20 protein-coding genes are annotated in these 24,952 nt (G+C 47.3%); 14 read left to right on the top strand and 6 right to left on the bottom strand.

The genetic code is table 11. The annotated features are described in order from the left end of the window. Positions 1-2: 2 nt before the first annotated feature. The 7 genes from B5Z18_RS07360 to B5Z18_RS07330 are packed head-to-tail and all read left to right on the top strand — an operon-like array spanning position 3 to position 9,671. Positions 3-1,046, top strand: coding sequence for a DUF5007 domain-containing protein (locus B5Z18_RS07360; RefSeq protein ID WP_079468724.1), 1,044 nt, complete (start codon positions 3-5; stop codon positions 1,044-1,046). Positions 1,047-1,085: 39 nt separating this feature from the next. Beyond that, on the top strand, positions 1,086-4,325 hold the full coding sequence (locus B5Z18_RS07355) for a SusC/RagA family TonB-linked outer membrane protein (protein WP_079468723.1): 3,240 nt from the start codon (positions 1,086-1,088) through the stop codon (positions 4,323-4,325). Positions 4,326-4,346: 21 nt separating this feature from the next. Beyond that, the gene (locus tag B5Z18_RS07350; protein WP_079468722.1) at positions 4,347-5,816 is read left to right on the top strand and encodes a RagB/SusD family nutrient uptake outer membrane protein; all 1,470 of its coding nucleotides are present in this window, start codon (positions 4,347-4,349) and stop codon (positions 5,814-5,816) included. Between the two features lie 18 nt (positions 5,817-5,834). After that, a complete protein-coding gene (locus B5Z18_RS07345) occupies positions 5,835-6,533 on the top strand; it encodes a fasciclin domain-containing protein (RefSeq protein WP_079468721.1) in 699 nt (232 codons plus the stop codon). A gap of 18 nt (positions 6,534-6,551) precedes the next feature. Next, complete coding sequence (locus tag B5Z18_RS07340; RefSeq protein ID WP_079468720.1) at positions 6,552-8,150, top strand: IPT/TIG domain-containing protein; 1,599 nt, start codon at positions 6,552-6,554, stop codon at positions 8,148-8,150. A 28-nt stretch (positions 8,151-8,178) separates the two neighbouring features. Continuing rightward, positions 8,179-9,096, top strand: a complete 918-nt coding sequence (locus B5Z18_RS07335) for a class I SAM-dependent methyltransferase (protein ID WP_079468719.1) — start codon at positions 8,179-8,181, stop codon at positions 9,094-9,096. 20 nt (positions 9,097-9,116) lie between these two features. Beyond that, the gene (locus B5Z18_RS07330) at positions 9,117-9,671 is read left to right on the top strand and encodes a DUF1415 domain-containing protein (protein WP_079468718.1); all 555 of its coding nucleotides are present in this window, start codon (positions 9,117-9,119) and stop codon (positions 9,669-9,671) included. On the opposite strand, the gene B5Z18_RS07325 is transcribed toward B5Z18_RS07330, so the two are convergent. Then, complete coding sequence (locus B5Z18_RS07325) at positions 9,666-10,682, bottom strand: LacI family DNA-binding transcriptional regulator (protein ID WP_079468717.1); 1,017 nt, start codon at positions 10,680-10,682, stop codon at positions 9,666-9,668. The two genes, B5Z18_RS07330 and B5Z18_RS07325, sit on opposite strands and share 6 nt — an antisense overlap. Before the next feature lie 129 nt (positions 10,683-10,811). Between B5Z18_RS07325 and B5Z18_RS07320 the strand changes: the two genes are divergently transcribed. From B5Z18_RS07320 to B5Z18_RS07310, 3 genes are all read left to right on the top strand, one after another. Then, complete coding sequence (locus B5Z18_RS07320; protein WP_079470001.1) at positions 10,812-11,693, top strand: inositol oxygenase family protein; 882 nt, start codon at positions 10,812-10,814, stop codon at positions 11,691-11,693. A 140-nt stretch (positions 11,694-11,833) separates the two neighbouring features. Continuing rightward, positions 11,834-13,525, top strand: a complete 1,692-nt coding sequence (locus B5Z18_RS07315; RefSeq protein ID WP_079468716.1) for a sodium:solute symporter family transporter — start codon at positions 11,834-11,836, stop codon at positions 13,523-13,525. A gap of 138 nt (positions 13,526-13,663) precedes the next feature. Next, positions 13,664-14,026, top strand: coding sequence for a hypothetical protein (locus B5Z18_RS07310; RefSeq protein WP_143313521.1), 363 nt, complete (start codon positions 13,664-13,666; stop codon positions 14,024-14,026). Between the two features lie 9 nt (positions 14,027-14,035). Here the strand turns inward: B5Z18_RS07310 and B5Z18_RS07305 are convergent, their stop codons facing one another. From B5Z18_RS07305 to B5Z18_RS07290, 4 genes are all read right to left on the bottom strand, one after another. Beyond that, entirely contained in the window at positions 14,036-14,950 is a 915-nt protein-coding gene (locus tag B5Z18_RS07305) for a helix-turn-helix domain-containing protein (protein WP_079468714.1), read from the bottom strand. A 2-nt stretch (positions 14,951-14,952) separates the two neighbouring features. Then, positions 14,953-15,837 carry an NAD(P)H-binding protein gene (locus tag B5Z18_RS07300; RefSeq protein ID WP_079468713.1) on the bottom strand — a complete coding sequence of 295 codons (885 nt, stop codon included), beginning with the start codon at positions 15,835-15,837 and terminating at the stop codon, positions 14,953-14,955. 113 nt (positions 15,838-15,950) lie between these two features. Continuing rightward, complete coding sequence (locus B5Z18_RS07295; protein WP_079468712.1) at positions 15,951-16,991, bottom strand: hypothetical protein; 1,041 nt, start codon at positions 16,989-16,991, stop codon at positions 15,951-15,953. Between the two features lie 64 nt (positions 16,992-17,055). Next, positions 17,056-18,009, bottom strand: coding sequence for an NADP-dependent oxidoreductase (locus B5Z18_RS07290; RefSeq protein WP_079468711.1), 954 nt, complete (start codon positions 18,007-18,009; stop codon positions 17,056-17,058). Positions 18,010-18,109: 100 nt separating this feature from the next. Here B5Z18_RS07290 and B5Z18_RS07285 point away from each other — a divergent pair, with 100 nt between their 5' ends. Next, positions 18,110-18,994, top strand: a complete 885-nt coding sequence (locus B5Z18_RS07285; RefSeq protein ID WP_079468710.1) for an AraC family transcriptional regulator — start codon at positions 18,110-18,112, stop codon at positions 18,992-18,994. A gap of 16 nt (positions 18,995-19,010) precedes the next feature. Here B5Z18_RS07285 and trhA read toward each other — a convergent pair whose 3' ends face one another. After that, entirely contained in the window at positions 19,011-19,655 is a 645-nt protein-coding gene (trhA, locus tag B5Z18_RS07280) for a PAQR family membrane homeostasis protein TrhA (protein WP_200817210.1), read from the bottom strand. Between the two features lie 197 nt (positions 19,656-19,852). Here trhA and B5Z18_RS07275 point away from each other — a divergent pair, with 197 nt between their 5' ends. The 3 genes from B5Z18_RS07275 to B5Z18_RS07265 all read left to right on the top strand — a co-directional run bounded on the left by B5Z18_RS07275 (position 19,853) and on the right by B5Z18_RS07265 (position 24,943). Continuing rightward, complete coding sequence (locus B5Z18_RS07275) at positions 19,853-20,431, top strand: RNA polymerase sigma factor (RefSeq protein WP_159454227.1); 579 nt, start codon at positions 19,853-19,855, stop codon at positions 20,429-20,431. A gap of 77 nt (positions 20,432-20,508) precedes the next feature. Then, a complete protein-coding gene (locus B5Z18_RS07270; RefSeq protein ID WP_079468708.1) occupies positions 20,509-21,468 on the top strand; it encodes a FecR family protein in 960 nt (319 codons plus the stop codon). Between the two features lie 91 nt (positions 21,469-21,559). Beyond that, positions 21,560-24,943: a SusC/RagA family TonB-linked outer membrane protein gene (locus tag B5Z18_RS07265; RefSeq protein ID WP_079468707.1), complete on the top strand. Its 3,384-nt coding sequence runs from the start codon at positions 21,560-21,562 to the stop codon at positions 24,941-24,943. The last annotated feature ends 9 nt before the right edge of the window (positions 24,944-24,952 follow it).

The following is a 24,952-nucleotide window of genomic DNA, read 5'->3' as shown; positions in this document are numbered from 1 at the left end:
AAATGAAAAGGCAAGTATATACTTTATTAATAGCCGGCACACTGGCAATGATGGCAACAGGCTGTTACAAGCAGCTGTTGCCGGATGAGAAAGAACACTTCAGCAACAACGCTAACTTCGACGGGGATACGTACCAGGCTAATTTTGGACGTACCAATGTGTTCTACGGAAAATTCAACGCAGATAATTCAACGCAGCCACTCACTTTTGAAATGAAGAACATTGCCCGGCCGGATGGTATGCCTGCGCCGGAGCTACTGGAAGAAGTGAATACCTGGCAATGGAAAGAATACTACAGCGGTACAGAAAAATCCGTAGCGGAAATTGAAGCCAAACGCATCCAGGTGAAACGACCTATCCTCGATATGCGCTCCACTTCAGGCGATCTTGTGTTCTGGGCTACAGATACTTCCAAAATAAAACAAGGCATCTACACTTTTGATATCCTGGTGAAGAACAAAGGCGGACAGAAAACTTTCCAGAAAAGAAAGCTGGACCTCCGCCGCCCACGCCCGTATGAGCCATACGAGTTTGATGATATCACCGGCCTGCAAAAGAAAGAGTCTAATTCCAATAACCTTATTTACAACCATCCTACCGTAATAGGCGTGCAGGATATGCAGAACAACGAGATTAAAAGCGAACAGGTAAATGTGTATTTCGTTAAAACAGGTACTACTAAGAATACGCTCACATTTAAGTTTTATGATCAGGATTCCTTACCTATTAAAATGTCGAAGTTTAATGTTACCAAATGGGATAGCCTGAGATATTACAGCAATACCGCCGGCCTGAATGTGAATTTTGGCTTTAACCGGAAGTTTTCATCAGACAGCGCCATCGTTACCTGGGATGTAACCAGTCCGTACCCGGTACTGGCCGATGTAGGCATTAATGAAAAAGCCAGCATCATGTTCACCTATGAACGGGTTTCCTATGGTATCCGCCGGCAGGCAGGTATCGGTTATGGCTTTGCCGTATTTGAACCCGGCAGCTGGGACGTGATCTTCAAGTTTAAAGTAAATCCCAAGTTTACCAACGATTAACCTGGTAACTGTATTCTGAAACATTAAAATATTAGTGCCATGAAAAAACGGTACATACATACGCTGGTTGTTCTATTCCTGTTACTTGCAGGAGCCGGCAGCACGGTATATGCCCAACAGGCTGTTACCATCAAAGGCCGGGTGACGGATGCCGCTTCGAAAGAGGGGATTCCGGGCGTAACCATCATCGATATAAAAAATAATAAAGGTCTTGGTGTTACGGATCCCACCGGGCGTTTCACCATTTCCGTAGAACCGGATAAAACCATCCAGTTCCGCTACATCGGCTACCGCCTGGAAACGGTTAAAACAGGGAAGGTAACCACGCTCAATATTACCCTGAGCCCGGAAAATAAATCGCTGAAAGAAACGGTGATCATCGGTTATCAGAAGCGTACCAAAGAAACATCCTCCGGATCTGCCGGCGTGATCGATGGAAAGGCGCTGCAGGATGTACCGGTATCCAATATCCAGGAATTGCTGCAGGGTAAAATCGCAGGTCTTAATATCCAGAATAATTCCGGTGCGCCGGGTTTTCGTGGTACCATGTCCGTCAGAGGGGTTTCCCAGCTCGATGTAAGCGGTAGTGGTGATAACGCCTATCTCACCAGTAATAACCCATTGCTGGTAATTGATAACGTACCGGTAGATTTCGACGGAGGTATTTCCCAGTCGATGTTACAACCCGGCGCCGCCACCGGCCCGCTGGCATTGATTCCACCGGAAGACGTAGAATCCATCGTAGTAATGAAAGATGCGCAGGCTACTGCTTTGTATGGTTCCCGCGGCGCCAACGGCGTAATTGTGGTCACCACCAAACGTGGTAATTCACCTACCCCGATCATTGATATCAACAGCAGTTTGTTTGTGAACCTGCCGCCAAATCTGCGGCCTACTATTGGTGGTAATGCAGAGCGGAGGTATCGTATTAACTCCATCATGAAAAATGCGAGAGATGCACAAGCGGCGCGCAGCATACTGGGAGATCCCGATTCCCAGTTCCTGACAGATAGCCTCAATGCGTTTTATAATAATTCTACCGACTGGCAGGGATTATTTTACCAGACCACTTTAAATACCAATAACAACGTCCAGATCAGCGGTGGTAACCTGAAGATGAACTACAAGGCAAACTTTGCCTACCAGATGAACCAGGGCGTATTAAAGAATACCGGCTTTAATAAATACAGCCTGAACATGCAATTGAATATGCAGCCAAGCAAGAAGCTGCGTATCGGCGCACAGTTGTTCAGCGCACTGGGTCAGAAGCAACGTGGTAATGGTGGCGGATTAACCAACAATGGTGCGGGAAATTCCTTTACCTCTTCCCTGATGCCCGGCCCTTCTACCTTTGTAGGTAACCCCCAGCTGAGCGGATATGAAAATAATATAGACGATAATAACACCCTCAATATCCGTGGCTTCGTGGATGTAGACTATGAAATTATAAACGGACTGCGTATCAACTCCACTACTTCTTACGATTACTATACAGATACCAGGGACCGGTTTAACCAATCGTTTTCCAATAACAACCAAACCGGTTTGTATGGTTTCGTAGGCCGTCACGATGAGCTGAACACCAGGAATGGCGTGAACTACAGCTACAGCAGCAGACCGTCCGACCTGGAGAAAAGCCATAACATATATGCCAGCGTATTCAGTGAAATAAACATCAAATCAGATGACCAGCATGTGAAAGACATACGCAATGGTCCGAACGATTATTACTGGGGGCCCCGTGGTTATTCCCCGAGGTTTTATCCCGGTAACCCCTGGAATAATGCGAACGAAATAAACGTAAATGGTACGCCGGTATCTTATGTGTATCATGCCGCGTCGTGGGCGGGGTTCTTCTCTTATAACTACCGGACCAAGTATGTATTAGACCTCGCTTACCGGTTAGATGGAAACTCTTCTGCGGGTATCAATAACCCCTATACGAAAAATCCATCTGTAGGCGTACGCTGGAACTTCAACAAAGAGAACCTGATGCGGCGCTGGAACTGGCTGGATTACGGATCGGTGCGTGTAACGTATGGGGTTAACAGTCGCCCTACCGCTACTATCCTCAATTCACTGGGTGCCTATGAAAGTGTGAAAAACTACAACAACGCCGTTTCCATCAATCCTAATTACAATATACTGGCTAACCCCTACATGGAACCGGAGAAGTCTTCGCAGTTCAACTTCGGGGTAGACCTGGGCTTGTTTAAAGGCCGCGTGGAAGTTATCTATGATACTTATTATAAAAACAACTACAACCTGGTGCGGGATATCCCGTTGCCCAATTCTACCGGGTATGGCAAGATGCAGGTGAATGGTGGCGCTATTGTGAACTATGGTCATGAGTTGTCTATCACCACGCGCCCTATTATGAACCGCGATCCTAAAGGATTCCAGTGGATCTTTTCAATAAACGGCGCCTACAACAAAGGCGTGCTCACGGAATTACCCGGCGGCTCACAGCTTTTTATAGCAGTGGATCAAAACACTTACCAGAGCATTGCTTTGAAAGTGGGCAGAAATCCGCAGAGTAACTACATGTATCAAACAGACGGCGTATACAGCAATACTTCCGATGTACCGGTAGATCCTATCAGGGGCGTACGTTACAAAGCGTTTAAAGGCCCCGGTACCCAGTATTTCCAGGCAGGAGATCCTATCTGGAGAGATCTGAACGGCGACTACGCACTGGATGGCGCCGACTATATGATTATGGGTAACCCGGAACCAATGTTCACCGGTGGTTTGAATAATACATTGAGCTACCGGAACCTGTCGCTCAATATCAACTGTACTTTCCTGGCGGATCGCAGCATCCTGAATAACGCTATTGCTGCGAGGATTTACCGCCTGCAGTATCCCCAACTGTTGAGTAAAGACGGTACCGCCGCCGGCCCTATCAACCTGTATGATATCAGTAAAATCGACTACTGGAAAAATCCGGGCGATAAAGCATCGCATCCTGCCATCGTGGGGTCTTTTGATCACGATGCACAGGTAGCGCCTAACAGGCTGGATCAGAGCCTGTACATGGAAGATGGCTCCTACTTCAAAATTAACCAGATCACACTGGCTTACCAGTTCCGTGATTTTGATTTTATGAAGAAGTTAAAACTGCGTGTATTGCGTGCTTATCTCACCGCATACAATGTGGGCATCTTCTCAAAGTATACAGGGCCTAATCCAGAAACCGTGACTTCACTCGGCAGGGACGATATCAATGGATATCCGAATGCCACCAGTTTGACATTCGGTATAGGCGCTCAATTTTAATGACACTTAAATTATTTTCAGATGAAACATTGGTTTAAAATAGGAATACTTTTCTGCCTTTTGCTGGGAGTGGGTTCCTGTAAGAAGTTCCTGGAAGTAAAGCCACTGGATACGCTTTCCGGGAAGGATTTCTGGAAAACAAGAGGCGATGCACAAAAGGCTATCAGTGGTGCCTATGCAAAATTGCTGCAGAAATTTACCAACGGCGTTGTATATAATGTAGGCGATTTCCGGCCCGGTAACTGGAACTGGTTTGATAAGAACGGGTTCCGCAACCTGGCCGCCAACCGCCTGCTGCAGGCCGGTGGCGATGGTATTGAAGATATCCCGGACTGGGGATTGTTTTACCAGGCCATTGCTACCGCTAATCTTTGTATCGACAGGATACCCGGTATTGAAGATCCTGCCTTCAGCTCAAAAGAGAAGAAAGCCCTGGTAGCAGAAGCCCGCTTTATACGCGCCTTCATCTACTTCTATATGACACGGCTGTATGGAGATGTGCCCCTGCAAACAGACCCGTATGATATCACGCTGAGGCCGCGTGAAAAAATGCTGACCGTGCTGGACTTCTGTCTCAAAGATCTCGAAGCATGCAAAGAGGATATGGTAATTTCCTACGATGACCCTACCAACAGGGCTGTGCGTGGCACCAAAGGCGCTGCACTGGCGCTGATGGCACATATCAACATGTGGAGCGCCGGTTTTGATCCCGCCAATCAGCAAAAATACTGGACACAAACCGCCGATCTGATCAAAGAACTGATGGATCTGCACGAATACAAACTGCTGCCTTACACCAAAGAAACCTTCCAGACCATTTTCAAAGGCCGCTCTGAAGAAGGCATCTTTGAACTGTCGCTGGATGCCAACTATGGCGGCGCTTTCCACTATCTCATCTGTCAGTGGACTTTACACGATCCTATTATCCGGGATGGATTGAACGGTAACAGCGAAATTACCCCGATGGTAAGGCACCTGGACAGGGTATATCCCCGCGGTGAATCCGACAGAAGGCTGGAGCTGTGGTTTGATGACCCTTATGCCTCCAAGGGAGAGAAGAAACCGATGTTCCTGAAATTTTCTGCGATCACCAATCCTATTACCAGGGACTACGATGCCAACTTCATCCTGTTCCGCTATGCAGATGTAATCCTGCTGAGAGCAGAAGCACTGGCCAACCTGGGTAACAGAAACGCAGAAGCCATAGCGATGCTCAACCTGGTACGTGACAGGGCAGGCGCAAAACTGTACGCCGGCGGTGGCGGTGAGCCGCTGAAAACGGCTATTTTCTATGAAAGGGAAAAGGAACTGATGGGAGAAGGACACCTGTGGTATGACCTCATCCGCACCGGCAGGATTGGCGACAGAACCCTGACGGAAAATCCACTCACACCAGACCTGATGGAGAAAGGTGCATGGACCTGGCCAATAGCCACATCCGCAGTAAACAACAATCCGCTGGTCACCAGAAATCAATACTGGATACAATAACTGTAAAAAATATTCACTATGCGAAAGCTATTGCCCATAGCCGGCATTCTGCTGATAACAGGTCTGTTGTTATCTTCCTGTAAAAAAGATTATTATATCGACAGCGGTATTGCAGATCCGCACTATAAAGGAACCATTTACGAGTACCTGGTACAGAACCCGGACCTTTTTGATACCGTGGCGTATGTAGTAGAAAAAGCCGGGCTGAAAGAAATGTTGCAGAACGATTCCGTTACCTTCTTTACCCCAACAGATCAGAGCATTGTGGACGCGATCGACGATCTGAATGAATACCGTTACCGGATGGTGGAAGACAGCGTGAAACTGGCTGATATTCCCCCTAAAGTATGGAAGAAATTCCTGGGTATGTACATGCTCAAAGGCAAGTATACCGCCAATAAATTTGCGCGTATCGACCCGGTGAATGTATATGCTTACCCGGGAATTAACTACGTGATGAACAGTGGCTATATCCTCAACATCGGGTTAATTTACCAGAACTATAACGGCGTGGAAGCGGTAGGTGCGCGTGTACTGCTGCTCACAGACATCACCTATGATCCGGTGACTTTTGCCAATAATCAGAAAGTACAGGTGATGACCTCCGATATTCAACCAACAAACGGTGTATTGCATGTGCTGAATTTCCGGCACAACTTCGGTTTCCGGCCGGGAGAATTTGTCAGAATAGCGGAACAGGAACTGCAGAATCAATAACTCATTAACGCATTCAGTATGAAAAAATATACGTATTTAATAGCGCTGCTGGCAGTGTTGGGCGCCTGTACCAAAGATAAGATCAGCTCCAAAGGGGACGATCCTTATAAAGAGCAGGTGAAGCCGGCGATCTATATCAATAAAGATGGTATCAGTCCGGCTCGTGCACGTGTAGGAGAGGAAGTGCTGATCAGTGGAAAAGGCTTCCTGGCAAACAAGGATAAGCTGGCCATCCTTTTTAACGGCGTGAGCGCGCCTATCCTGGCGCTTACAGATACCACCGCGCGCGTAAAAGTGCCTGCGCAGGCAGCCACTGGTAACGTGGCTGCACAGGTAGACCAGCAGTATTTCTTTGGTCCTTTCTTCCGCGTAACCGGTGTTTTCGAGATGGATACCCTTTTCCCCAGTAAAGTAGCCGCTAACGGAGGTATCTCGGATATTATACCTGTGGAAGACGGGAAGTATTTAGTGGTCGGTGATTTTACTGACTTCGATAACTCCGGTAAAGAAGGAAAGCTGAACCGCGTGGCCAGGATTAACCATGATGGGAAAGTAGATGGCAGTTTTGGCCCGGACAAGAAAAACGGCACCAATACTTTTGTGGCTACTGCCGCCGCACTGCCCGGCGCCGACCGGAGATACCTGGTAGCAGGCGCCTTTAATAACTATGAAGGCGTAAACTTTGTAAACAGTATTGCACTGCTGAATAACAACGGCTCACTGGCTGCAGATAAAATATTCAGTCCTACCGGGAAGGAAATCACTGTGTCTTCCCTGAAGGGCGGCATTTCCGGGCAGGTAGCCAATATGCATGTGCAGGCAGATGGCAGGATCCTGCTCACAGGCTTCTTCCGTTTTTATGTACAACCCAACTATAACCTCACCGGCGCTGCCGGTCAGGATTCCGTACATCTTGATTCCGTACAGATTAACGGACTGGTTCGGTTAATGCCCGACGGAAGCCTGGATAGTACCTACAACTACGACCTGGCGAAACACATGGGTAAAGAGGGCCCCAATGGTTATATCAACCGTTCTATCCTCCTGCCCGATGGAAAACTGCTGATTGCAGGTACTTTCACCAAATACAACGGACAAGCGGTGAACCGTATTGCCAGGTTGAATGCAGATGGTTCTATTGATCCTTCCTTTTCGGCAGGTGCAGGCCCCGATCAGAATATCCTGAATATGACCCGCCAGGCAGATGGAAAGCTGATTATTGTAGGCCGGTTCAATACTTTCGGCGGACTTAAACTCGCTAACGTAGCCCGTATCAACGAAAACGGGGTGGTAGATCCCACGTTTAATGTAGGTGCAGGCTCCAACGGTTACCTGTTCAATGCGCATGTAATGCCCGGAGGAGAGGTAATTGTGAGTGGTATCTTTACGGAGTTCAGCGGACTGGTTCGCAACAACATGATTGTGCTCACCGACAAAGGCGCTATTCATCCTTCGTATAACACTATTGGCGGTGTAACGCTGGACCAGAACGCCAACAGTGGCGGCATTACACAGATCCTGCCGCAGGTGGGAGAGAAGTCGCTGCTGGTAGTAGGCACCTTTACGAAGTTCGATTACCGCGACGCCAACAGGTTTGTACGGATTACTTACCCGTGATCCCCTAAAAGCAGCGTACCTTTGAGGTATGTATGTTTTACCGGAGATAATAAAAAGTATTTCGTCACAACATGATCAACATAAAGAACTGAATCTTTTTTATGGCGGGAAAAGCGCCGCACTGGCGTGGACGCCTTATACCAGGTTCCTGCTGGCCACCTATCCGCGTGAAATTTTACAATTGAACGCGGATGGGTTGACAGCAGGTTTGGTTAATTACCTCACTACCCAGGCCCAGCTTACTTTTTGCGCTGCCAACCAGTATATGAATGTTTCCGGTATTGCCGGCGAGTCGCTAAAGGCAGTATATGTTACGTTAATGGAGGATATTGTTACCCGCCTCAAAAGGAAACAAACCAATTTCGATGACCTGGAACAACTGCATGGGCAACGCTTAACAAAGTGGTTGCTGCACACCAATCCATTTGTAAAAGAACTGAACGGCGACCAGGAGCCTCATGTAAAAAGGGTGGTGTGTGCAGAATATACACCCGCCACGCAATTATCCGTGCTGCGGCTAAACCTGGCTACCATCAAAGGTCCTGTGCTGGATATCGGTTGTGGTCAACATGCTTACCTGGTGCGATACCTGCGTAAACAGGGCATCAAAGCATATGGAATAGACCGGTTTATTGAACAGCCGGAAAGTTATCTCGGGTCTGCCGACTGGCTGGAATACCGCCTGGAGCCCAATAGCTGGGGCACTATCATCTCCAATCTGTCTTTCTCCAATCATTTTCTGCATCATCACGGGCGCAGCAACAGCGCTTATATGAGCTATGCCAAAAAGTATATGGAGATACTGGCATCGCTGCAAACCGGCGGTAGTTACCATTATGCGCCGGCTTTGCCTATGATTGAATCTTACCTGCCTGCTGCGCAATATGATATCAGCCACGACAAAGTAGGCGATCACTTCAGGAGTACCGTGATCACCAGAAGATAGTTATCCGTACCTTCACTGCTATGGTATATGATCCGGAGCAGGCAGCAGCGGTAATAACACAAACTCAGAACTGGGTCAGGGAACTTGTGATCGGTTGTAACTTCTGTCCCTTTGCAAACAGGGAGGTAAAGAAGAACAGCATCCGGTACCAGGTGAGCGGCGCTGTATCGCTGCAGGTGGCCAGTGATGAGCTGTTGCAGGAGTGTTTGCTGCTGGACAGTGAACCGGCAGTATCTACTACGTTGCTGATTTTTCCCGCAGGCTTTCCGGTGTTCCGTGATTATCTCGACCTGGTGTCGGTGGTGGAAAAAATGATTTATAAGAAGAAGTACACCGGTATTTACCAGCTGGCGAGTTTTCATCCGCTGTACCAGTTTGCCGGTGCTGATCTGGAGGATGCGGCCAATTATACCAACAGGTCCGTTTACCCGATGCTGCATCTTTTACGGGAAGCGGAAATAGAGAAAGCGTTGCAGCAATATCCCCACCCTGAAAACATCCCCGAACGCAATATCAGCTTTGCCCGCGAAAAGGGCACTACGTACATGAAAATGCTGCGGGATAGTTGTTTATAGCCCTGACTTTGTAGAATTTCTTATAATCAGTGAAGAAGGAATCACCTGTTGCTGCTCCTGCAGCGGAAAGCTGCTGCTTTTGAGCGCTTTGAACAATACGGTGGCGGCGGCGTGTCCCATGTCGAAGGCGGGTTGCGAAACGGTGGTTAATGATGGCTGCAGGAACCGTGCGGTGCTGAGGTTGGAAAAGCCGATCACCTGTACATCGCCGGGGATAGCGAGGGATAGCTCTTCACAGGCGAGGTAAACAGCTGTGGCCAGTTTTTCCGTGGTGGCAATGAGGCCGTCGTAATGATTTTGCTGTAAGGCTGTTTGCAATAGTTGCTGGGTAGCTGCGGGATCATTGGAGCAATAGAGAATGCTGGCAGGAGTAAGCGGAAGCTGATGATCGGCCAGTGCCTGCCGGAATCCTTCTGCCCGCCTGTTGCTGATAGAAAGCTGTCTCGATGCTGATAACAGGCCGATATTCCGGCATCCGCCGGCAATCAGGTGTGTAGTGGCGTTATAAGCGGCGTTAGCGTCGTCTGTGGTGATCCTGGCGGCTGTTACTTCTTCACAAACCCTGTCGAAAAACACTACGGGTATTTCTTTCACCAGCTGTGTCAGTCCGTGTGCTGCTGCCGATGTTTCTGTAGTAACAGAAATAAGTACGCCATCTACCCGTCCGCTCTGGAAATCTTTCAAAATAGCCTCTTCTTTCGCAAAACTTTCATGGGTAAGATAAATAAGCACATGGTAGCCTTTCTCCTGTGCAACAGATTCAATACCGTTGATGGCTTCTGCAAAAAAGCTGTCGGCCACTTCGGGGATGACCACTGCAATGGTATGACTGGACTTTTTCCGCAGGCTGCTGGCATATGGATTGGGTACATAATTCAGCTCTGCGGCGAGCGCCAGCACCCGCTGCTTTGTTTCTTCGCTTATTTCATGACTGTTGCTCAGCGCTTTTGAAATGGTAGCGGTAGATAACTGCAACCTTTCCGCAAGCATTCTGATGGTGACGTTTTCCATATAACGGCCGTGTTACTTAATCGGTTAAGTAAATAAAGTTATTCTATTATGCGGAAGATTTTTAAAAAGATCGCATATTTAGAGGAGGATATTTTTCTGCATTTCCACGAACTTTTAAAATCTGATATTATGGATAGCGTTAACGGGCAGCCAAATCCTGCACCACTTACTTCACTTGATCAATGGGAAGATGATTTACTGGAGCGATATCCTGATCCCGCCAATATCAACAAGGAAAAAAGCACTGCTGAATTCCGGAATTATGAAGCGCCTCCACGTGACACCGTGCGGGAGTTTTACCGGTTAAATCATACTTACCAGTCTTATGCATTTGTAAAAGAAAAAGAGAAAGAATTTCTTTCTTTCAATAAAAGAGAAATGTCGGTATGGGATGCCTTCGATTTTCTCAACCAGTTGGTAGATGATTCTGATCCGGATACAGACCTGGACCAGTTCCAACACCTGCTGCAAACATCTGAAGCTATCCGTGCTGATGGTCATCCTGACTGGATGGTACTCACCGGCCTGTTTCACGATATGGGCAAAGTATTATGCCTGTTCGGCGAACCGCAGTGGGCAGTGGTAGGGGATACGTTTCCTGTTGGCTGCGCCTTCTCCGATAAAATTGTTTTCCCGGAATTCTTCAAAAATAACCCGGACATCAACAACCCGGATTACAACACAAAGTATGGCGTATATGAACCTAACTGCGGTTTGGAAAATGTACACCTGAGCTGGGGACACGACGAATATATTTACCAGATCATGAAAAATCATTTGCCGGAACCGGCCCTGTACATGCTGCGCTATCACTCCTTTTATCCGCAGCACAGGGAACATGCTTACGGTCACCTGATGAATGCGCATGATGTGGAAATGTTTAAATGGGTGGATCTGTTTAATCCGTACGACCTGTACTCGAAGAGCCCCACCCCACCTGATTGGAAAGTATTAAGACCATATTACGAAGACCTGGTAGCAAAATATCTACCATCCACCTTGAAGTTTTGAACAGTGATATTATGGATTACCGGTGGAGATGCGGCTTGCTGACGTCTCTCCGGTGATCCTTTTTTTTACATGCCGGAAAGTGTTATATTATATCCAGGTATTACCCACGTTAAAAAAACTGCTGATCAACCGCTCCACTTATGAGTAATCAACTTGTGTTCAAAGACTACCTGGTATTTGCGTTGTATTTTGTGATTGTTGCTACCTACGGATATTGGATTTATAAAAGAAAGAAGAAAGGAGCTGTAAGCGCTTCAAAGAATTTTTTCCTTGCAGAAGGATCTCTTACCTGGTGGGCCATCGGGGCTTCCATCATTGCTTCCAACATTTCAGCGGAACAGTTTATCGGGATGAGCGGCGATGGCTTTTTTGTGGGCATCGCGGTATCCGTGTATGAATGGGTGGGTGCAGCAGCGCTGATCATTGTGGCGGTATTCCTGATGCCGGTGTATATCAAAAATAAGATCTACACCATGCCACAATTCCTGAAAACGCGCTACAATGAAACCGTAGCGTTGATTATGTCTGTATTCTGGTTGTTTTTATATGTATTTGTTAACCTCACTTCTATTTTGTATCTGGGCGCTCTCGCTATCAACGGACTACTTGGGGGCGCCTATTTTCATGAAGTGATGGTGGCGTTGGCCATCTTCTCCGTAGTGATTACCCTGGGTGGCATGAAAGTAATTGGTTACACAGATGTAATACAGGTGGGCGTGCTGATCATCGGCGGACTGGCCACTACCTGGATGGCGTTAACCGTAGTAAGCGAAAAATTTGGTATGGGGAAAGATGTGCTGGCCGGCTTTAATATCCTGATACAGGAAGCACCCGACCATTTTCATATGATGCTGAAGAAGCCCGCTGTGGGCGCACCGCAGGACTATGTGAATAAATACCTCATCCTGCCGGGCTTTGGTATGTACATCGCTGGACAGTGGATCAGTAATCTTAACTACTGGGGCTGTAACCAGTATATCACGCAGCGCGCACTGGGCGCAGATCTGCAAACCGCCCGCACGGGTATCTTATTCGCCGGCTTACTCAAAATACTCATGCCGGTAATTGTAATGCTGCCGGGTATTGTGGCGTATGTGTTGTATCAGCATGAGCACCTTCCACAGCTGGAAGGAGGACAAAAAGACGGCGCCTATGCCGCCATTTTAACCCTGCTGCCGGCCGGTTTGAAAGGGCTTGCCATTGCGGCGCTTACGGCAGCTATAGTAGCTTCGCTGGCTGGTAAGTCCAACAGTATTTCCACGATTTTTACTTTAGATGTTTACAAGAAATATATCAATACCAAAGCAGATGAAAAGCAGCTGGTATGGACAGGCAGGCTCACTATTATAGCCGCTATCGTCATCGGCGTGTTATTCACCTGGAACGATGTGCTGGATATTGGTGGCGCCGGCGGTTATACTTTTGTACAAAAGTATTCCAGCTTTATCAGTCCCGGTGTATTTGCCACTTTTATCCTCGGCATGTTCTGGAAAAGAACCAGTGGCGCTGCCGCCATAGCGGGGATTATTACTGGTTTTGCTGCTTCGCTGTTCTTTAACCAGATTGCTGTGAAAATCTTTGGTCCTGAAACGGTATTGTATTCCGCTTTCCACAATGCAAAGGGCGAATACGAAATTCCTTTCTTTATCAGCCTGGGATGGTCTTTCCTTACTACGGTGCTGGTAATGGTGGCTATCAGCCTGGCGGGGCCAAAGGTGAGTGCCAAAGCTTTTGAGCTGGATTATGAGATGTTTAAGCTGAAGCCTTCTTCTGTGATTTTAATTGTAACGATATTATTGTTGCTGTCAGTTATTTATGTGAGGTTTTGGTAGTGAGGCGTATGGAAATAATGAGGTTCCTCATCTTAATAAATATTTTTTAGTAAGATGAGCAACTTAAAACACCAACGGTTATACGTTATTATCAACATACTTGCTGTTTGCTTGTTATTTTTATTGCTCTGGGTTTTTATGCGACAACCACGCCCTGTTCGTAACCGATTGGTTACATTTATCATGTTTGACCCTGAACGGGTAAAGCAGTATCCAGAAGTACTTCGCGGTCCTTATCCTGCTAAACGCAATTACCAGTTGATACGGCTCACCGGGAACAACAAGGCGGATAGTCTTTCATTAGAGTATTCACGGTTGGTAATCCATAGGATGCAACAGGAACACGATACCCTGAATGGTATTCATTTACAATTTGAGCGTGGTACGCGCTACTGGACGCTGATCACCGCGCTGGATATACTTGTTCAGGAAGGGGCGCAATCTTATATGGTCGAACCAGCAGATATCTGGTTTATGATTTATCCCGGTGACAGGGAATGATTAATTTTTTCAATTAAACGACTGCCTGTACTCCAGCGGCGTTACCTTCATTTTACTCTTAAACAGTTTGCTGAACGACTGCGGGTGTTCAAACCCCAGCTCGTAAGCAATTTCGCTTACAGACAAACCGGTGGTGGACAATTTCTCTTTTGCCTTTTCCATTAATTTGTCGTGGATGTGTTGCTGGGTGCTTTGCCCCGTCAGTACTTTGAGCAATGCGCTTAAATAGCCGGGTGATACATGGAGTGTGTCGGCGATGTATTGAACGGTGGGTAACCCTTTGGTTGCGAGGGAATCGCTGTTGAACCAGGCGGTGAGTACGCTTTCCATTCGATCAAGGATAGTATGGTTGGCTATTTTTCTTGTGATAAACTGGCGATGATAGAACCTTTCTGCATAGGTTAATAATAGTTCCAGTTGCGCTATCATTACATCCTGACTGAATTTATCAATGCTGGTATGATATTCCTGCTCCATATTCTGCACAATGCCTGTAATAATCTCCTCTTCTTTTTCTGACATATGCAGGGCTTCATTCACTGAGTAGCCAAAATATTCGTATTGCTTTATTTTCTTTGCCAACGGGGTGTTCCAGAGAAAATCGGGATGGATCAGTACAATCCATCCCGAATGTTGAAAATCTTCCTGCGTTTCAATGGAATACACCTGGCCGGGTGCAATAAAGAAAAGGATTCCTCCGTCGAAGTCGTATTCCTGCTGGCCGTATTTCACCCTGGTATTAACGGCCCTTTTCAGGGCAATAGAATAAAAATCCTGTATCAGGCTTTTCGGTTCACCCTCGCCGATGCGTTTAATCGTTTCAAAATTGATGACACTGATTAACGGGTGCAGCGGCCTGGACAAATTCCGGAGCTGGTGAAATTCGTTGATCGTTTTAATTTTATATGGTTGTACACCTGCCATAATTATTTTTTAAAAGCAGCAGCAAATTCTTTTGCAAAATCCTCCAGCTTTACTTTTCCCATAGCCGGTTTATTCAGGTAATAGTCGGCGGTTAACGCGCCGCTGTGAATACTTGCAAACATCTCCACGAAGCTGGTTCCGAGGGATGCAGGCACTCCATGTGCTTCCATACTGCTTTGCATTTGCTCATTAGTGATGACTGTCCACTTTAAATCCGGCTTTCTGATAGCGGCGCCCAGAATACCTGCAATTTCACTGGCAGTGCGTTCATCGCTGGCCACATAATGCACATTGCTGCCGGGAGCTGCGGGCGTTACTATTTCACCGGCGATGGCGGCCGCAATATCAATTGGCGATACCAGTACAATCCTATCTTCTCCGCCATAATTTGCCGTTATCACGCCTGTGTGTTTTATCATTTCTATAAAGCTAAATAAATTATAGTAGAAATAAGCGGGGCGCATATGCGTAACGGCTATGCCAGGCAATTCATTCAGCATCACTTCTACGTGGTGGGCGCCAAGAATCAGGCCGGTACCTTTATCCAGGTGGGCGCCATAACTACTGAGATGGATCACCCGTTTTACACCCGACTGTTGAATCGCCTTTATGTAGTTGCCGGCAATTCTGCGATAGTACGCAACCTGGTTGGGTTCGGAGAGATCAGGAGGTATCATGCAATACACGGCGTTTGCCCCGGTAAATGTAGCTGACAGGAAATCCGCATCTTCCAGTGAGCCGATGGCGGCGGTGGCGCCCAATGCTTCAATGTCTTTCTGCTTTTCCGGTTTGCTGCTGATCACCACTACGGCGTGACCTTGCTGTACTAACTCCTTTGTCAGCGGCTGACTGATATTCCCTAAGGAACCTGTAACGATGATTTTCATGTTGCTGTTTTTTTGATGCTACGAAGTTCCGTAGCGGCAAAGAAACAGCTGTAGCCGGATCTGCTATTGTTGTAGTCAAAACGAAGGTTGCTATCAATTTAAACAGGAGGTAATTATTCCTTTTTTGAAGGGATCATGAGTTCTGTGTTATTCACCAGCATTACGAAGTAAGCTTGTGCGGCTGTCTTTTTTTTCATCATCAGCAGGAATGGTTTATCAAATAGCATTGTCTTAGGACGAGGTCTTGATGAATCAACGGCTGAAACCGCTATTTCTGCTTCGCTTTCCATCATGCTGCCATGTTCATTGAATACAAGCGCAGTACGTTGGGCGGCTGTTATTACCTCGAAAAAACGGAGGCCGGTTGTAAAGGTCTGTCCTTCCAATTGCGGGTAATGGGCGGCAATGTTGAATGCTAATGCTGGTATCAGCAATTTATCTTCCGTTGTGAAAAACCGTTTCCAATATAAGTCACTGTTATTGGCTTCTTCCTGGCCCAGGCGCTCCTGTTTTTTCAGTTGTTTGATAATATCATCAAGATTGGTGGCTGTGTCTATCCCTTTCATTAAAATAATTTCCTGGGTGCTGTCTGCGGGAATTAGTTTAATACAGAAGTGATCATCATCTTTATAATACACGATATCTACATTTTGTGTCAAGGTGTAGTTATAATCGTAAATGCCAAAAGAAACCACCGGCTGCTTGTTAAACCGTAGTAAAGTATCCCATCGTTGCATGGAAGTGTAAAAAGGGAGTGATTTGTTAAAGGAAGCGGTGGCGCGGATCGTGTCGCGGCTAACATACACGGTTGTTTTAAACTCCGCCTTGCCCAGGGAAGCTTGATGGCTGGCGGATTTATTGAGCAATAAAAAATCCGCTGAACTTCCATCAGAAGGCAAAACCCCGCCAGGAAGATGTTCCTTTACCTCATCCCATGCAAACAATAGTGTAGGCGTATAAATCACATTTTTATCATGTGGAATCCTGCTTTCTAGTGTGGGTACAAATACGGTAGTCTTTAATTTTTCAATAGCTATAACGGGAGGGAATCCGCCGGGAAGGCTATCTGTGGCGTCTGTCAACGGCTCGTTACTGTTTGTATGGCAGCTGCTCATGGCCGCGGCCAGTGCGATTAATACAACATATACTTTCATAGGTAATAAATCTGCCCCAACATACAAATAAAATGTATGCCAGGACAGATTTATTGCGATCCAGCTATATCTTCACCACCACCTTTCCCAGCGTCTTTCCGGTAGCTACCTGCTCATGCGCTTTGCCTGTTTCCTCCAAAGCATACACATGTGCTATTTCAGAGTGCAGATCTCCCTGTTCCAGCAATGCGGCAATGGACTTCATATCATCGCCGTTGGAAACCACGGATATCCGGTGTGTATACACGTTTTTAGCAGCAGCTTTTTGTTTTTGCTCATCACTGAAAAATACGAGTAGGCTGATCAGGCGGCCACCATCTTTTACGGCTGCGAGGGAGCGGTCGATATGATCAGGGGCGCCGAGAGAATCGAGTACAATATCTGCATCGGTCACTACTTCTTCAAATTTCTGGCTGTTGTAATCGATGTGTTCATCTGCGCCAAAACGCAGTACTGCCTCTTTTTTAGCGGCGGAAGACGTACCTATTACATAGGCGCCAAAGTGTTTGGCAATTTGTACGGCATAATGTCCAACGCCGCCTGCGGCTGCATGGATCAGCACTTTATCGCCCTTTTTTATTTTGCCATAGGTTACCAGTGCCTGCCAGGCGGTGAGGGCAGCCAGGGAAGCGGCGGCTGCGGCTTCGTAGGAAGTGTTGGCGGGCTTCAGGGCCAGTTGGCTTTCAGGGGCGGCTACATATTCTGCATAGGCTTTACCATGACCGGTAAAGTTCACCATGCCAAATACAGCGTCTCCTGGTTTAAACTGTTTTACATTTTTACCTGTGGCGGTTACTTCTCCCGCAATATCCCATCCAATGATAATATCCTCGCCTTCCTGCGGTTGCAGGAACATGTTGAGTGCGCCTTCACTGGCCCTTACAAAGGCATCTACCGGGTTAATGCCTGCGGCATGGTTGCGCACCAGTACTTCATTATCCTTAATAGCGGGAACCGGGATATCCCTGAGTTCCAGGTTTTCTGTACCGCCTACCTGCTTTAATACGATTGCTTTCATATGCTTGTTTTGTTTTTTGTGATTTGATGAGTCAAAATTCCAATAAATTTGCAGGTATACCCTTGTACGAATCAGGGTACATTTTGTACAATTATAGGTTATGGAAGTATTGAATCTTTTTAAGCCGTTTGACATTGCGTATATAGAGGAAGAGGTATGCCCGATGGGACAACATCGTAACAATTTCTTTGAGCTGGTATATATTGTGAAGGGGACGGGCACCTTCCACAACAACCAGCATGCTTTTCAATATGAGCCGGAAAACCTGTTCCTGCTTATGCCGCAGGACGTACAGTATACCCGCATAAAAAGCCGGACCGGCTTCCTGTTTATCCGTTTTAACGGTATCTACCTGGAAGCGCAGCGTACGGGCAGTACTCATAGTAACCTGGGCGACTGGGCAAAGAAACTGGAGTTTATCTTCCATAATAATCATCATTTCCCCGGCTGCATTTTATATAATTCAGCAGACAGACCGATTGTAAATGCGCTGATAAATGCACTGATGCTGGAGTATCCGCGCGAACAATCCCTGCGCAACGAGGTGGTGCAGCAGCTGGTAAATACCATTATCACCATCGTGGCACGTAATGTATCGCTGCTCACACCGGAAAAAACGGCGGTAAACAGTGAGGTATCCAACGATATCATCGGTTATATCCATCAGAATATTTATTACCCGGAAAACCTGCGTGCCGAAAAACTGGCCGCGCGGTTTAATATCTCCCCGAATTATATCAGTGAATATGTGAAGAAGTTAACCGGAGAGAGCATTCAACGGTATGTAACCAATTATAAGCTGAAGCTGGTAGAAACGCGGTTGCAATACAGCGATATGCGGATGAGTGAAATTGTGGATGAACTGGGCTTTACGGACGAAAGCCATCTGAACAGGACGTTCAAGAAATACACCGGTATCAATCCTACCGACTACCGGAAAAAGATGTGGGCAGAGAGAAATTACCAGCCAGGGTTAAGCGGCTGATAATTTCCCGGAACGTTTACATGGCCATCAATACCGCCACATAATGACAGATAGCCGCTGCCAGTACCAGCAAATGCCATACGGCATGCATATAGGTGTATTTATCCCAGATATAGAAAATAACCCCTATTGTGTATAATCCGCCGCCAATGGCCAGCATAATGATCACCGGCAGGGGAAGGTTATCAAAAAACCGGCGGCCGCCAAATACCATGATCCAGCCCATCAAAAGATAGATGATAGTGGATACAATATCATATTTTCCCGTAAACCAGGTTTTAAATAAGACGCCGATCAGTGTAAGCCCCCATAGGATCGACAACAGCGTAATCCCAAAGGCATTATTCATATACACCAGCAGGAAAGGCGTATAGGTGCCGGCTATTAAAAAGTAAATACTGATATGATCAAATATCAGGAACAGTTTTTTTATGGCCAGCTCCTGCGATAAATGGTAAATAGTGGAGTTTGTAAACAACAATATAAAACAGAAGGTATAAATACACGCGCCTACAATACCCGGCGTATTGCCATGTGTGGCGGCAATACCCGCCAGCATGGGCAATGCACTTACCCCGAAAATAACGCCTGCCCCATGTATCAGCCCGTTCACGATTTCCTGTTTACGGCTGTACCCCTTTTCTTTCATTATAACTGCCATCCCTTCCTTTTTTCTAATGTTAGCAAGCTGCATTTCCGTGCAGTATCCCTGCAAAAATAAGCTAATATTACTCAGAAGGCAGATCGAGTTTATCTATTCCTTTATAAAACTATTCGTTTTATAAAGGGTAGTTGATTCTCAGCATAAATAAGCGTAAGTTAGACCACCAATATATTTCTTCAAAGCACTTCAATCCTGTGGACACGAACGAAATAAATGAAGCCACTATTAAAGAGGCGCTGAAACGCGGCGACAGGGAGGCGCTGGGGCAGTTGTTCCGCCTGTATTATCCCCGCCTGCTGGGATACGCATGCAAATTTGTGACGAAAGAAGCCGCGGAAGATATTGTGCAGGATGTGTTTATACAATTGCAGCATAAAGGCGCCGCCGGCGATATCAGGCAAAGCCTCCCCGGATACCTTTTCCGCTCCGTACACAACAGCTGTGTGGATCACCTGAGACATGAAATGGTACACCGGCGCTATGTAGACGCCGCCCTTTCCCTGGAAGAAGCAGCCTGGTACGACCCCGAAAAAGGACGGCAAAGCCTGGTCCTCACCGCGGGCGACGATGAGGTGCAGCAAGCCATCGGGCAACTGCCTCCCAAATGCCGCGCTATACTGGAACTCCGCTACAAAGACGGCCTCCGGACCAAAGAAATATCCGGTATCATGGGCATATCTGCCCGCACCGTAGAAACGCAACTCTATAAAGCCATGAAACAACTCCGCTCCAGTATTAAAAAGGTGAAAATCCTCCTCTGGTCGTTATACTGATCGCCCTCTCCGGCCGGTCAATAATTTTTTTTATCCACGTACGTAGAATTGATTTACTCATCCGTCTTTATATTATCATGGAAGAACAAGATTTTGATTATAATCTCCTTGTCAGGTTTATTGAAGGGAACGCAGATGCCCGTGAAAAGGAACAGGTAATGGATTGGCTGCATCAAAATGAACAACATAAACAGCTGTATTTCCAGGTAAAGGATATCCTGGACTATGCCGCCGCACCCGGCGTAACCGCCGCAGAAACAGAACAACGCTGGCAACAGGTATCCGCCCGGTTAGCAGCAGCGCCAGCCACCGCAAAAGTATTATACCCGTGGTACCGGGTGGCCGCAGCAGTAGCCGTATTGATGATCCTGGCCGCCGCCATATTATACACCTGGCTCCCCGCGCGTCCCGCCCTGGTAACCATCCTTAATAAGGATGCCGCTCCCAAAGTAGTGATGCTGCCGGACAGCAGCCAGGTATGGTTACTGAAAGGCAGTGAGCTAAGCTATGCCCCCGGCTGGGAAAAAGAAAGAAAAGTGACGCTGAAAGGAACCGCTTTTTTTGAAGTAAATAAACACACGGAGCATCCTTTCACCGTAAAGATGCAGCAGATGGACATCATAGTACTGGGTACCTCTTTCATTGCCAACAGCGGCGCTGCCACCGCCGCCGCAGCGGTGAGCGATGGTATGGTAAAAGCGGTGCTGCCGGGAAAAGAATGGACGCTGAAACCCGATGAAGGCGTTTTCTTTGAAAATGGAAAAAGCAGCAAACAGGTAGTGCATGGCAGCTACTACCGGATGATGAAAGCCGGCTACTTCGACTTTAATAATACCACGATGTCCGAAATCGCGGAAATCCTGCAGGTGGTATATGGCTACCAGGTAACGGTAAGGCAGCCGGAAGTATTGCAGCAACGCAGTATGAGCGGACATATGGCGATTAGTGATGAGGCCAGTCTCCATAAAGCCATTTCAATTATTATGCACGTAGAGATAATAAAAGATGGACAACAAATAATTATTCAACCAAAATAAACAGATCGAGCGATAATGAATGAGCCTGCCGGCAGGAACAGTGTACTGAAAAGGAAAACCAAAATTAAAATCAGATAAATCAAATCCCGTTATGAAGAATTTGCTTCCACTTACGTGGGGACTGGCACTGCTATGCCTGACTACCAACGTGTTTGCCGCGGACGACGGCTTACGGCAAAACTTTGCCGGTAATGGTTATAACCATAACGCCTATACGCCGGTAAACGAAAAAGTTTCACGCGATACGCAGCTAACACTAAAAGTTGCGCTGGAGGAGATATACAGGGTAAAAGGTATCCTGTTTATTTACAACGATCAGCAAATAGAAGGGATCACCTTTCCCCGCCAACTGCTGAAGCTGGAAGCAGCCCCGCTGATAACAGCCATCGATAAAATATTGACCAGTCACCAGCTGCGATGTAGTAAACTCAATAATAAACAGTATCTCATTGTAGCGGCATCAGAAAAAGATGCACCCGCTGCGCAAATCACGGAGCTACCGCGGAAACCGGCAGTCGTCATCTCCGGAAATGTAAAAGATGGTATCGGTAACCCGTTGCCGGGAGTAACGGTGAAAATCAGCCGCACAGGCAAAGGTATCATCACCAACGCTGCCGGCCATTATGCGATCGACGCAGAACCACTGGACACCCTGGAGTTTTCTTTCATCGGCTATAAGAAACAGCTGCAGCCGGTACGCAACCGCCTGGAAATGGAAATCACGATGGAAGCAGAAGAAGGAGGACTCAATGAAGTAGTGATAATAGGCTATGGCAAGCAACGGAAAATAAGTTTGATCGGCGCGCAAACAGGCATTAAAATAGAAGAACTCAAACAGCCGGTCCGCAACCTCAGCACCCTGCTGGCAGGCCGCCTCGCCGGTATCATCGGTGTACAACGCAGCGGCGAGCCGGGTTACGACGATGCCCAGATATGGATCCGCGGCATCTCCACTTTTACAGACAGCCGTCCACTGGTGCTGGTAGACGGCGTTGAACGGCCTTTCTCCAATATTGACCCCGAAGATATTGAGAGCTTTAATATCCTCAAAGATGCCTCCGCCACAGCTGTATACGGCGTAAGAGGCGCCAACGGCGTTATCGTGATCACCACCAAAGGGGGTAAAGCACAAAAAACACAGATCAACGCCGACCTCAACAAAGGCATCACCCAATTCACCCGCCTGCCTCATTATGCCGATGGCGTAACCTATATGAAAATGGCGAATGAGGCCACCACCACCCGCGGAGGCACTGCCCAGTATTCGGAAGAAGCGATCCGGAAAACCGCCACCGGAGAAGATCCGGAGCTGTATCCCAACGTGAACTGGATAGATGAAATTTTCAGAAAGAATGGCAGTAATAAACGCGCCAACCTGAATATGCGCGGTGGCACAGATGTTACCAGCTACTACGTGTCCGTTTCTTATTATGATGAAATAGGATTGTTTAAGAGAGATGATCTCGCCAAATATAATTCTGACATAAAATTTACCAGGTATAACTTCACTTCCAACCTGAACATGAAGGTGACAAAAACCACCCGCCTCGAATTTGGCGTGCAGGGTTATATCGGCAATGGTAACTATCCCGGCACAGGTACCGACGCTATTTTTGATGCCGCCATCAAACTGCCGCCAATCGTGCATCCTCCCAAATATTCGGATGGCCGCATCGGCGGACAACGGACCGGCGACGTAACCAATCCCTACGACCTGCTCACCCAAACCGGCTACGCCACCGAGTTCCGGAACCAGATCTTTTCAAATATCCGCCTCCGGCAGGATCTCGGTTTTCTCGTGAAAGGACTGTCGTTTACCACCATGTTTTCTTTCGATAGCTATAACCTGCATAAAATGGCCCGCACCAAAACAGTAGATAACTGGATTGCCACCGGCAGGGATGCAGACGGTAAACTTATATTTGAACAAACCCGTATCGGGACCAACTATTTGTCTTACGCCCGGAGCAACGGCGGTAACCGCCAGTTCTATACTGAAACCGCCCTTAACTACGACAATACATTTGGCAAACACCGCGTAGGCGGATTATTGCTGTATAACCAGAGCGATAAAATAGACGCTTTCAAAGATGATTTTATTGGCTCTATTCCACGCCGGCAGCGCGGCCTGGCAGGAAGGGGTACTTACTCCTGGAGCGACAAATACCTCGCGGAAGTGAACTTTGGTTATAATGGCTCTGAAACATTTTCCCCCAACAGGCGATATGGATTTTTTCCCTCCGCCGGTTTGGGCTGGGTAGTATCCGGCGAAAACTTTTTCAGACCCATCACCAACACTATCCAGTTCTTAAAGTTCCGCTTCTCCTACGGACTGGTAGGTAACGGGGAAATCCTCGATGGCGATAACATCCGCCGTTTCGCCTATATCCCTATTGTGGCATCTACCACCGGGTATACCTTCGGAAAAGACCGCAACAATACGTTTAACGGATATGATATCGGTGAATATGCTTCCGACGTAACCTGGGAAACCGCGAAGAAAACAAATCTCGGGATGGAAATCACCACGTTCAGGGACAAGCTGAATATCCAGGTAGATGTTTTTAAAGAGAACAGGAAAAACATTTTCCTGCGCCGCTCTTCCATACCCGCTTTGATAGGGCTGCGCAGCAATCCTTATGGCAACCTCGGCAAAACAGAAAACAAAGGCATCGACATCTCGATAGATTACAACCATAAAATCGGCGCCGTACAACTCAATCTTAAAGGCAACTTCACCTACAACCGTAACAAAGTAATAGATGACGATTTGCCTGCCTGGGCCTATCCCTACCTGGAAAGAAAAGGACAAAAGATTGGTCAGCGTTTTGGCTACATCGCTGAAGGACTGTTCGCTGATTCTGCAGAGATCCTCCGGAGCCCGGTGCAGAACGGTAATGTACGTCCCGGCGACCTGAAGTTTAAAGATATCAATGGAGATGGTGTCATTAATGCCTACGATCAATCGGCCATCGGGTATGGTTCCGTTCCTGAAATTGTATATGGCTTTGGTGTAAATGCCGCCTATAAAAACTTCTCCATTGGTTTATTTTTCCAGGGTATTTCCAATGTGGATATCTATGCCTACGGAGAAGGTTTTGTACCCTTCCAGCAGGGCGGTACCCGCGGTAACCTGATGGATGTGATCACCGACAGGTGGACGCCCGAAAATCCTAATCCCCATGCGTTTTATCCGCGCCTGTCGTTTGGCGATGTGAATGATAATTATAAGTCCAGCACCTGGTGGGTAAAGAATGGGCGCTACCTGCGACTGAAAAATGCAGAGATCAGCTACACCCTTCCGCCGCAGTGGCTGAAACGGGTAGGGGTACAGCGTTCCCGCATTTATGTGATGGGGTATAACCTGGTCACCTTCAGTCCTTTTCAGTTGTGGGACGTAGAGCTGGGCGAAGGCCGTGGTACTAAATATCCGCAGCTCACCACCTATAACGTAGGCGCATCATTTCAGTTTTAAAGCTAAAAT

It is taken from the genome of Chitinophaga ginsengisegetis, assembly GCF_900168065.1.
Lineage (GTDB): Bacteria > Bacteroidota > Bacteroidia > Chitinophagales > Chitinophagaceae > Chitinophaga > Chitinophaga ginsengisegetis.
Note: the sequence above shows the minus strand (reverse complement) of the source record. Positions and strands in the feature narration are given on the sequence as shown.

Bases quoted from the DNA above. Each gene is read 5' to 3' on its own strand.
- B5Z18_RS07360 (WP_079468724.1), top strand. From the start codon at position 3: ATGAAAAGGCAAGTATATACTTTATTAATAGCCGGCACACTGGCAATG.
- B5Z18_RS07355 (WP_079468723.1), top strand. From the start codon at position 1,086: ATGAAAAAACGGTACATACATACGCTGGTTGTTCTATTCCTGTTACTT.
- B5Z18_RS07350 (WP_079468722.1), top strand. From the start codon at position 4,347: ATGAAACATTGGTTTAAAATAGGAATACTTTTCTGCCTTTTGCTGGGA.
- B5Z18_RS07345 (WP_079468721.1), top strand. From the start codon at position 5,835: ATGCGAAAGCTATTGCCCATAGCCGGCATTCTGCTGATAACAGGTCTG.
- B5Z18_RS07340 (WP_079468720.1), top strand. From the start codon at position 6,552: ATGAAAAAATATACGTATTTAATAGCGCTGCTGGCAGTGTTGGGCGCC.
- B5Z18_RS07335 (WP_079468719.1), top strand. From the start codon at position 8,179: ATGTATGTTTTACCGGAGATAATAAAAAGTATTTCGTCACAACATGAT.
- B5Z18_RS07330 (WP_079468718.1), top strand. From the start codon at position 9,117: ATGGTATATGATCCGGAGCAGGCAGCAGCGGTAATAACACAAACTCAG.
- B5Z18_RS07325 (WP_079468717.1), bottom strand. From the start codon at position 10,682: ATGGAAAACGTCACCATCAGAATGCTTGCGGAAAGGTTGCAGTTATCT.
- B5Z18_RS07320 (WP_079470001.1), top strand. From the start codon at position 10,812: ATGGATAGCGTTAACGGGCAGCCAAATCCTGCACCACTTACTTCACTT.
- B5Z18_RS07315 (WP_079468716.1), top strand. From the start codon at position 11,834: ATGAGTAATCAACTTGTGTTCAAAGACTACCTGGTATTTGCGTTGTAT.
- B5Z18_RS07310 (WP_143313521.1), top strand. From the start codon at position 13,664: ATGCGACAACCACGCCCTGTTCGTAACCGATTGGTTACATTTATCATG.
- B5Z18_RS07305 (WP_079468714.1), bottom strand. From the start codon at position 14,950: ATGGCAGGTGTACAACCATATAAAATTAAAACGATCAACGAATTTCAC.
- B5Z18_RS07300 (WP_079468713.1), bottom strand. From the start codon at position 15,837: ATGAAAATCATCGTTACAGGTTCCTTAGGGAATATCAGTCAGCCGCTG.
- B5Z18_RS07295 (WP_079468712.1), bottom strand. From the start codon at position 16,991: ATGAAAGTATATGTTGTATTAATCGCACTGGCCGCGGCCATGAGCAGC.
- B5Z18_RS07290 (WP_079468711.1), bottom strand. From the start codon at position 18,009: ATGAAAGCAATCGTATTAAAGCAGGTAGGCGGTACAGAAAACCTGGAA.
- B5Z18_RS07285 (WP_079468710.1), top strand. From the start codon at position 18,110: ATGGAAGTATTGAATCTTTTTAAGCCGTTTGACATTGCGTATATAGAG.
- trhA (WP_200817210.1), bottom strand. From the start codon at position 19,655: ATGGCAGTTATAATGAAAGAAAAGGGGTACAGCCGTAAACAGGAAATC.
- B5Z18_RS07270 (WP_079468708.1), top strand. From the start codon at position 20,509: ATGGAAGAACAAGATTTTGATTATAATCTCCTTGTCAGGTTTATTGAA.
- B5Z18_RS07265 (WP_079468707.1), top strand. From the start codon at position 21,560: ATGAAGAATTTGCTTCCACTTACGTGGGGACTGGCACTGCTATGCCTG.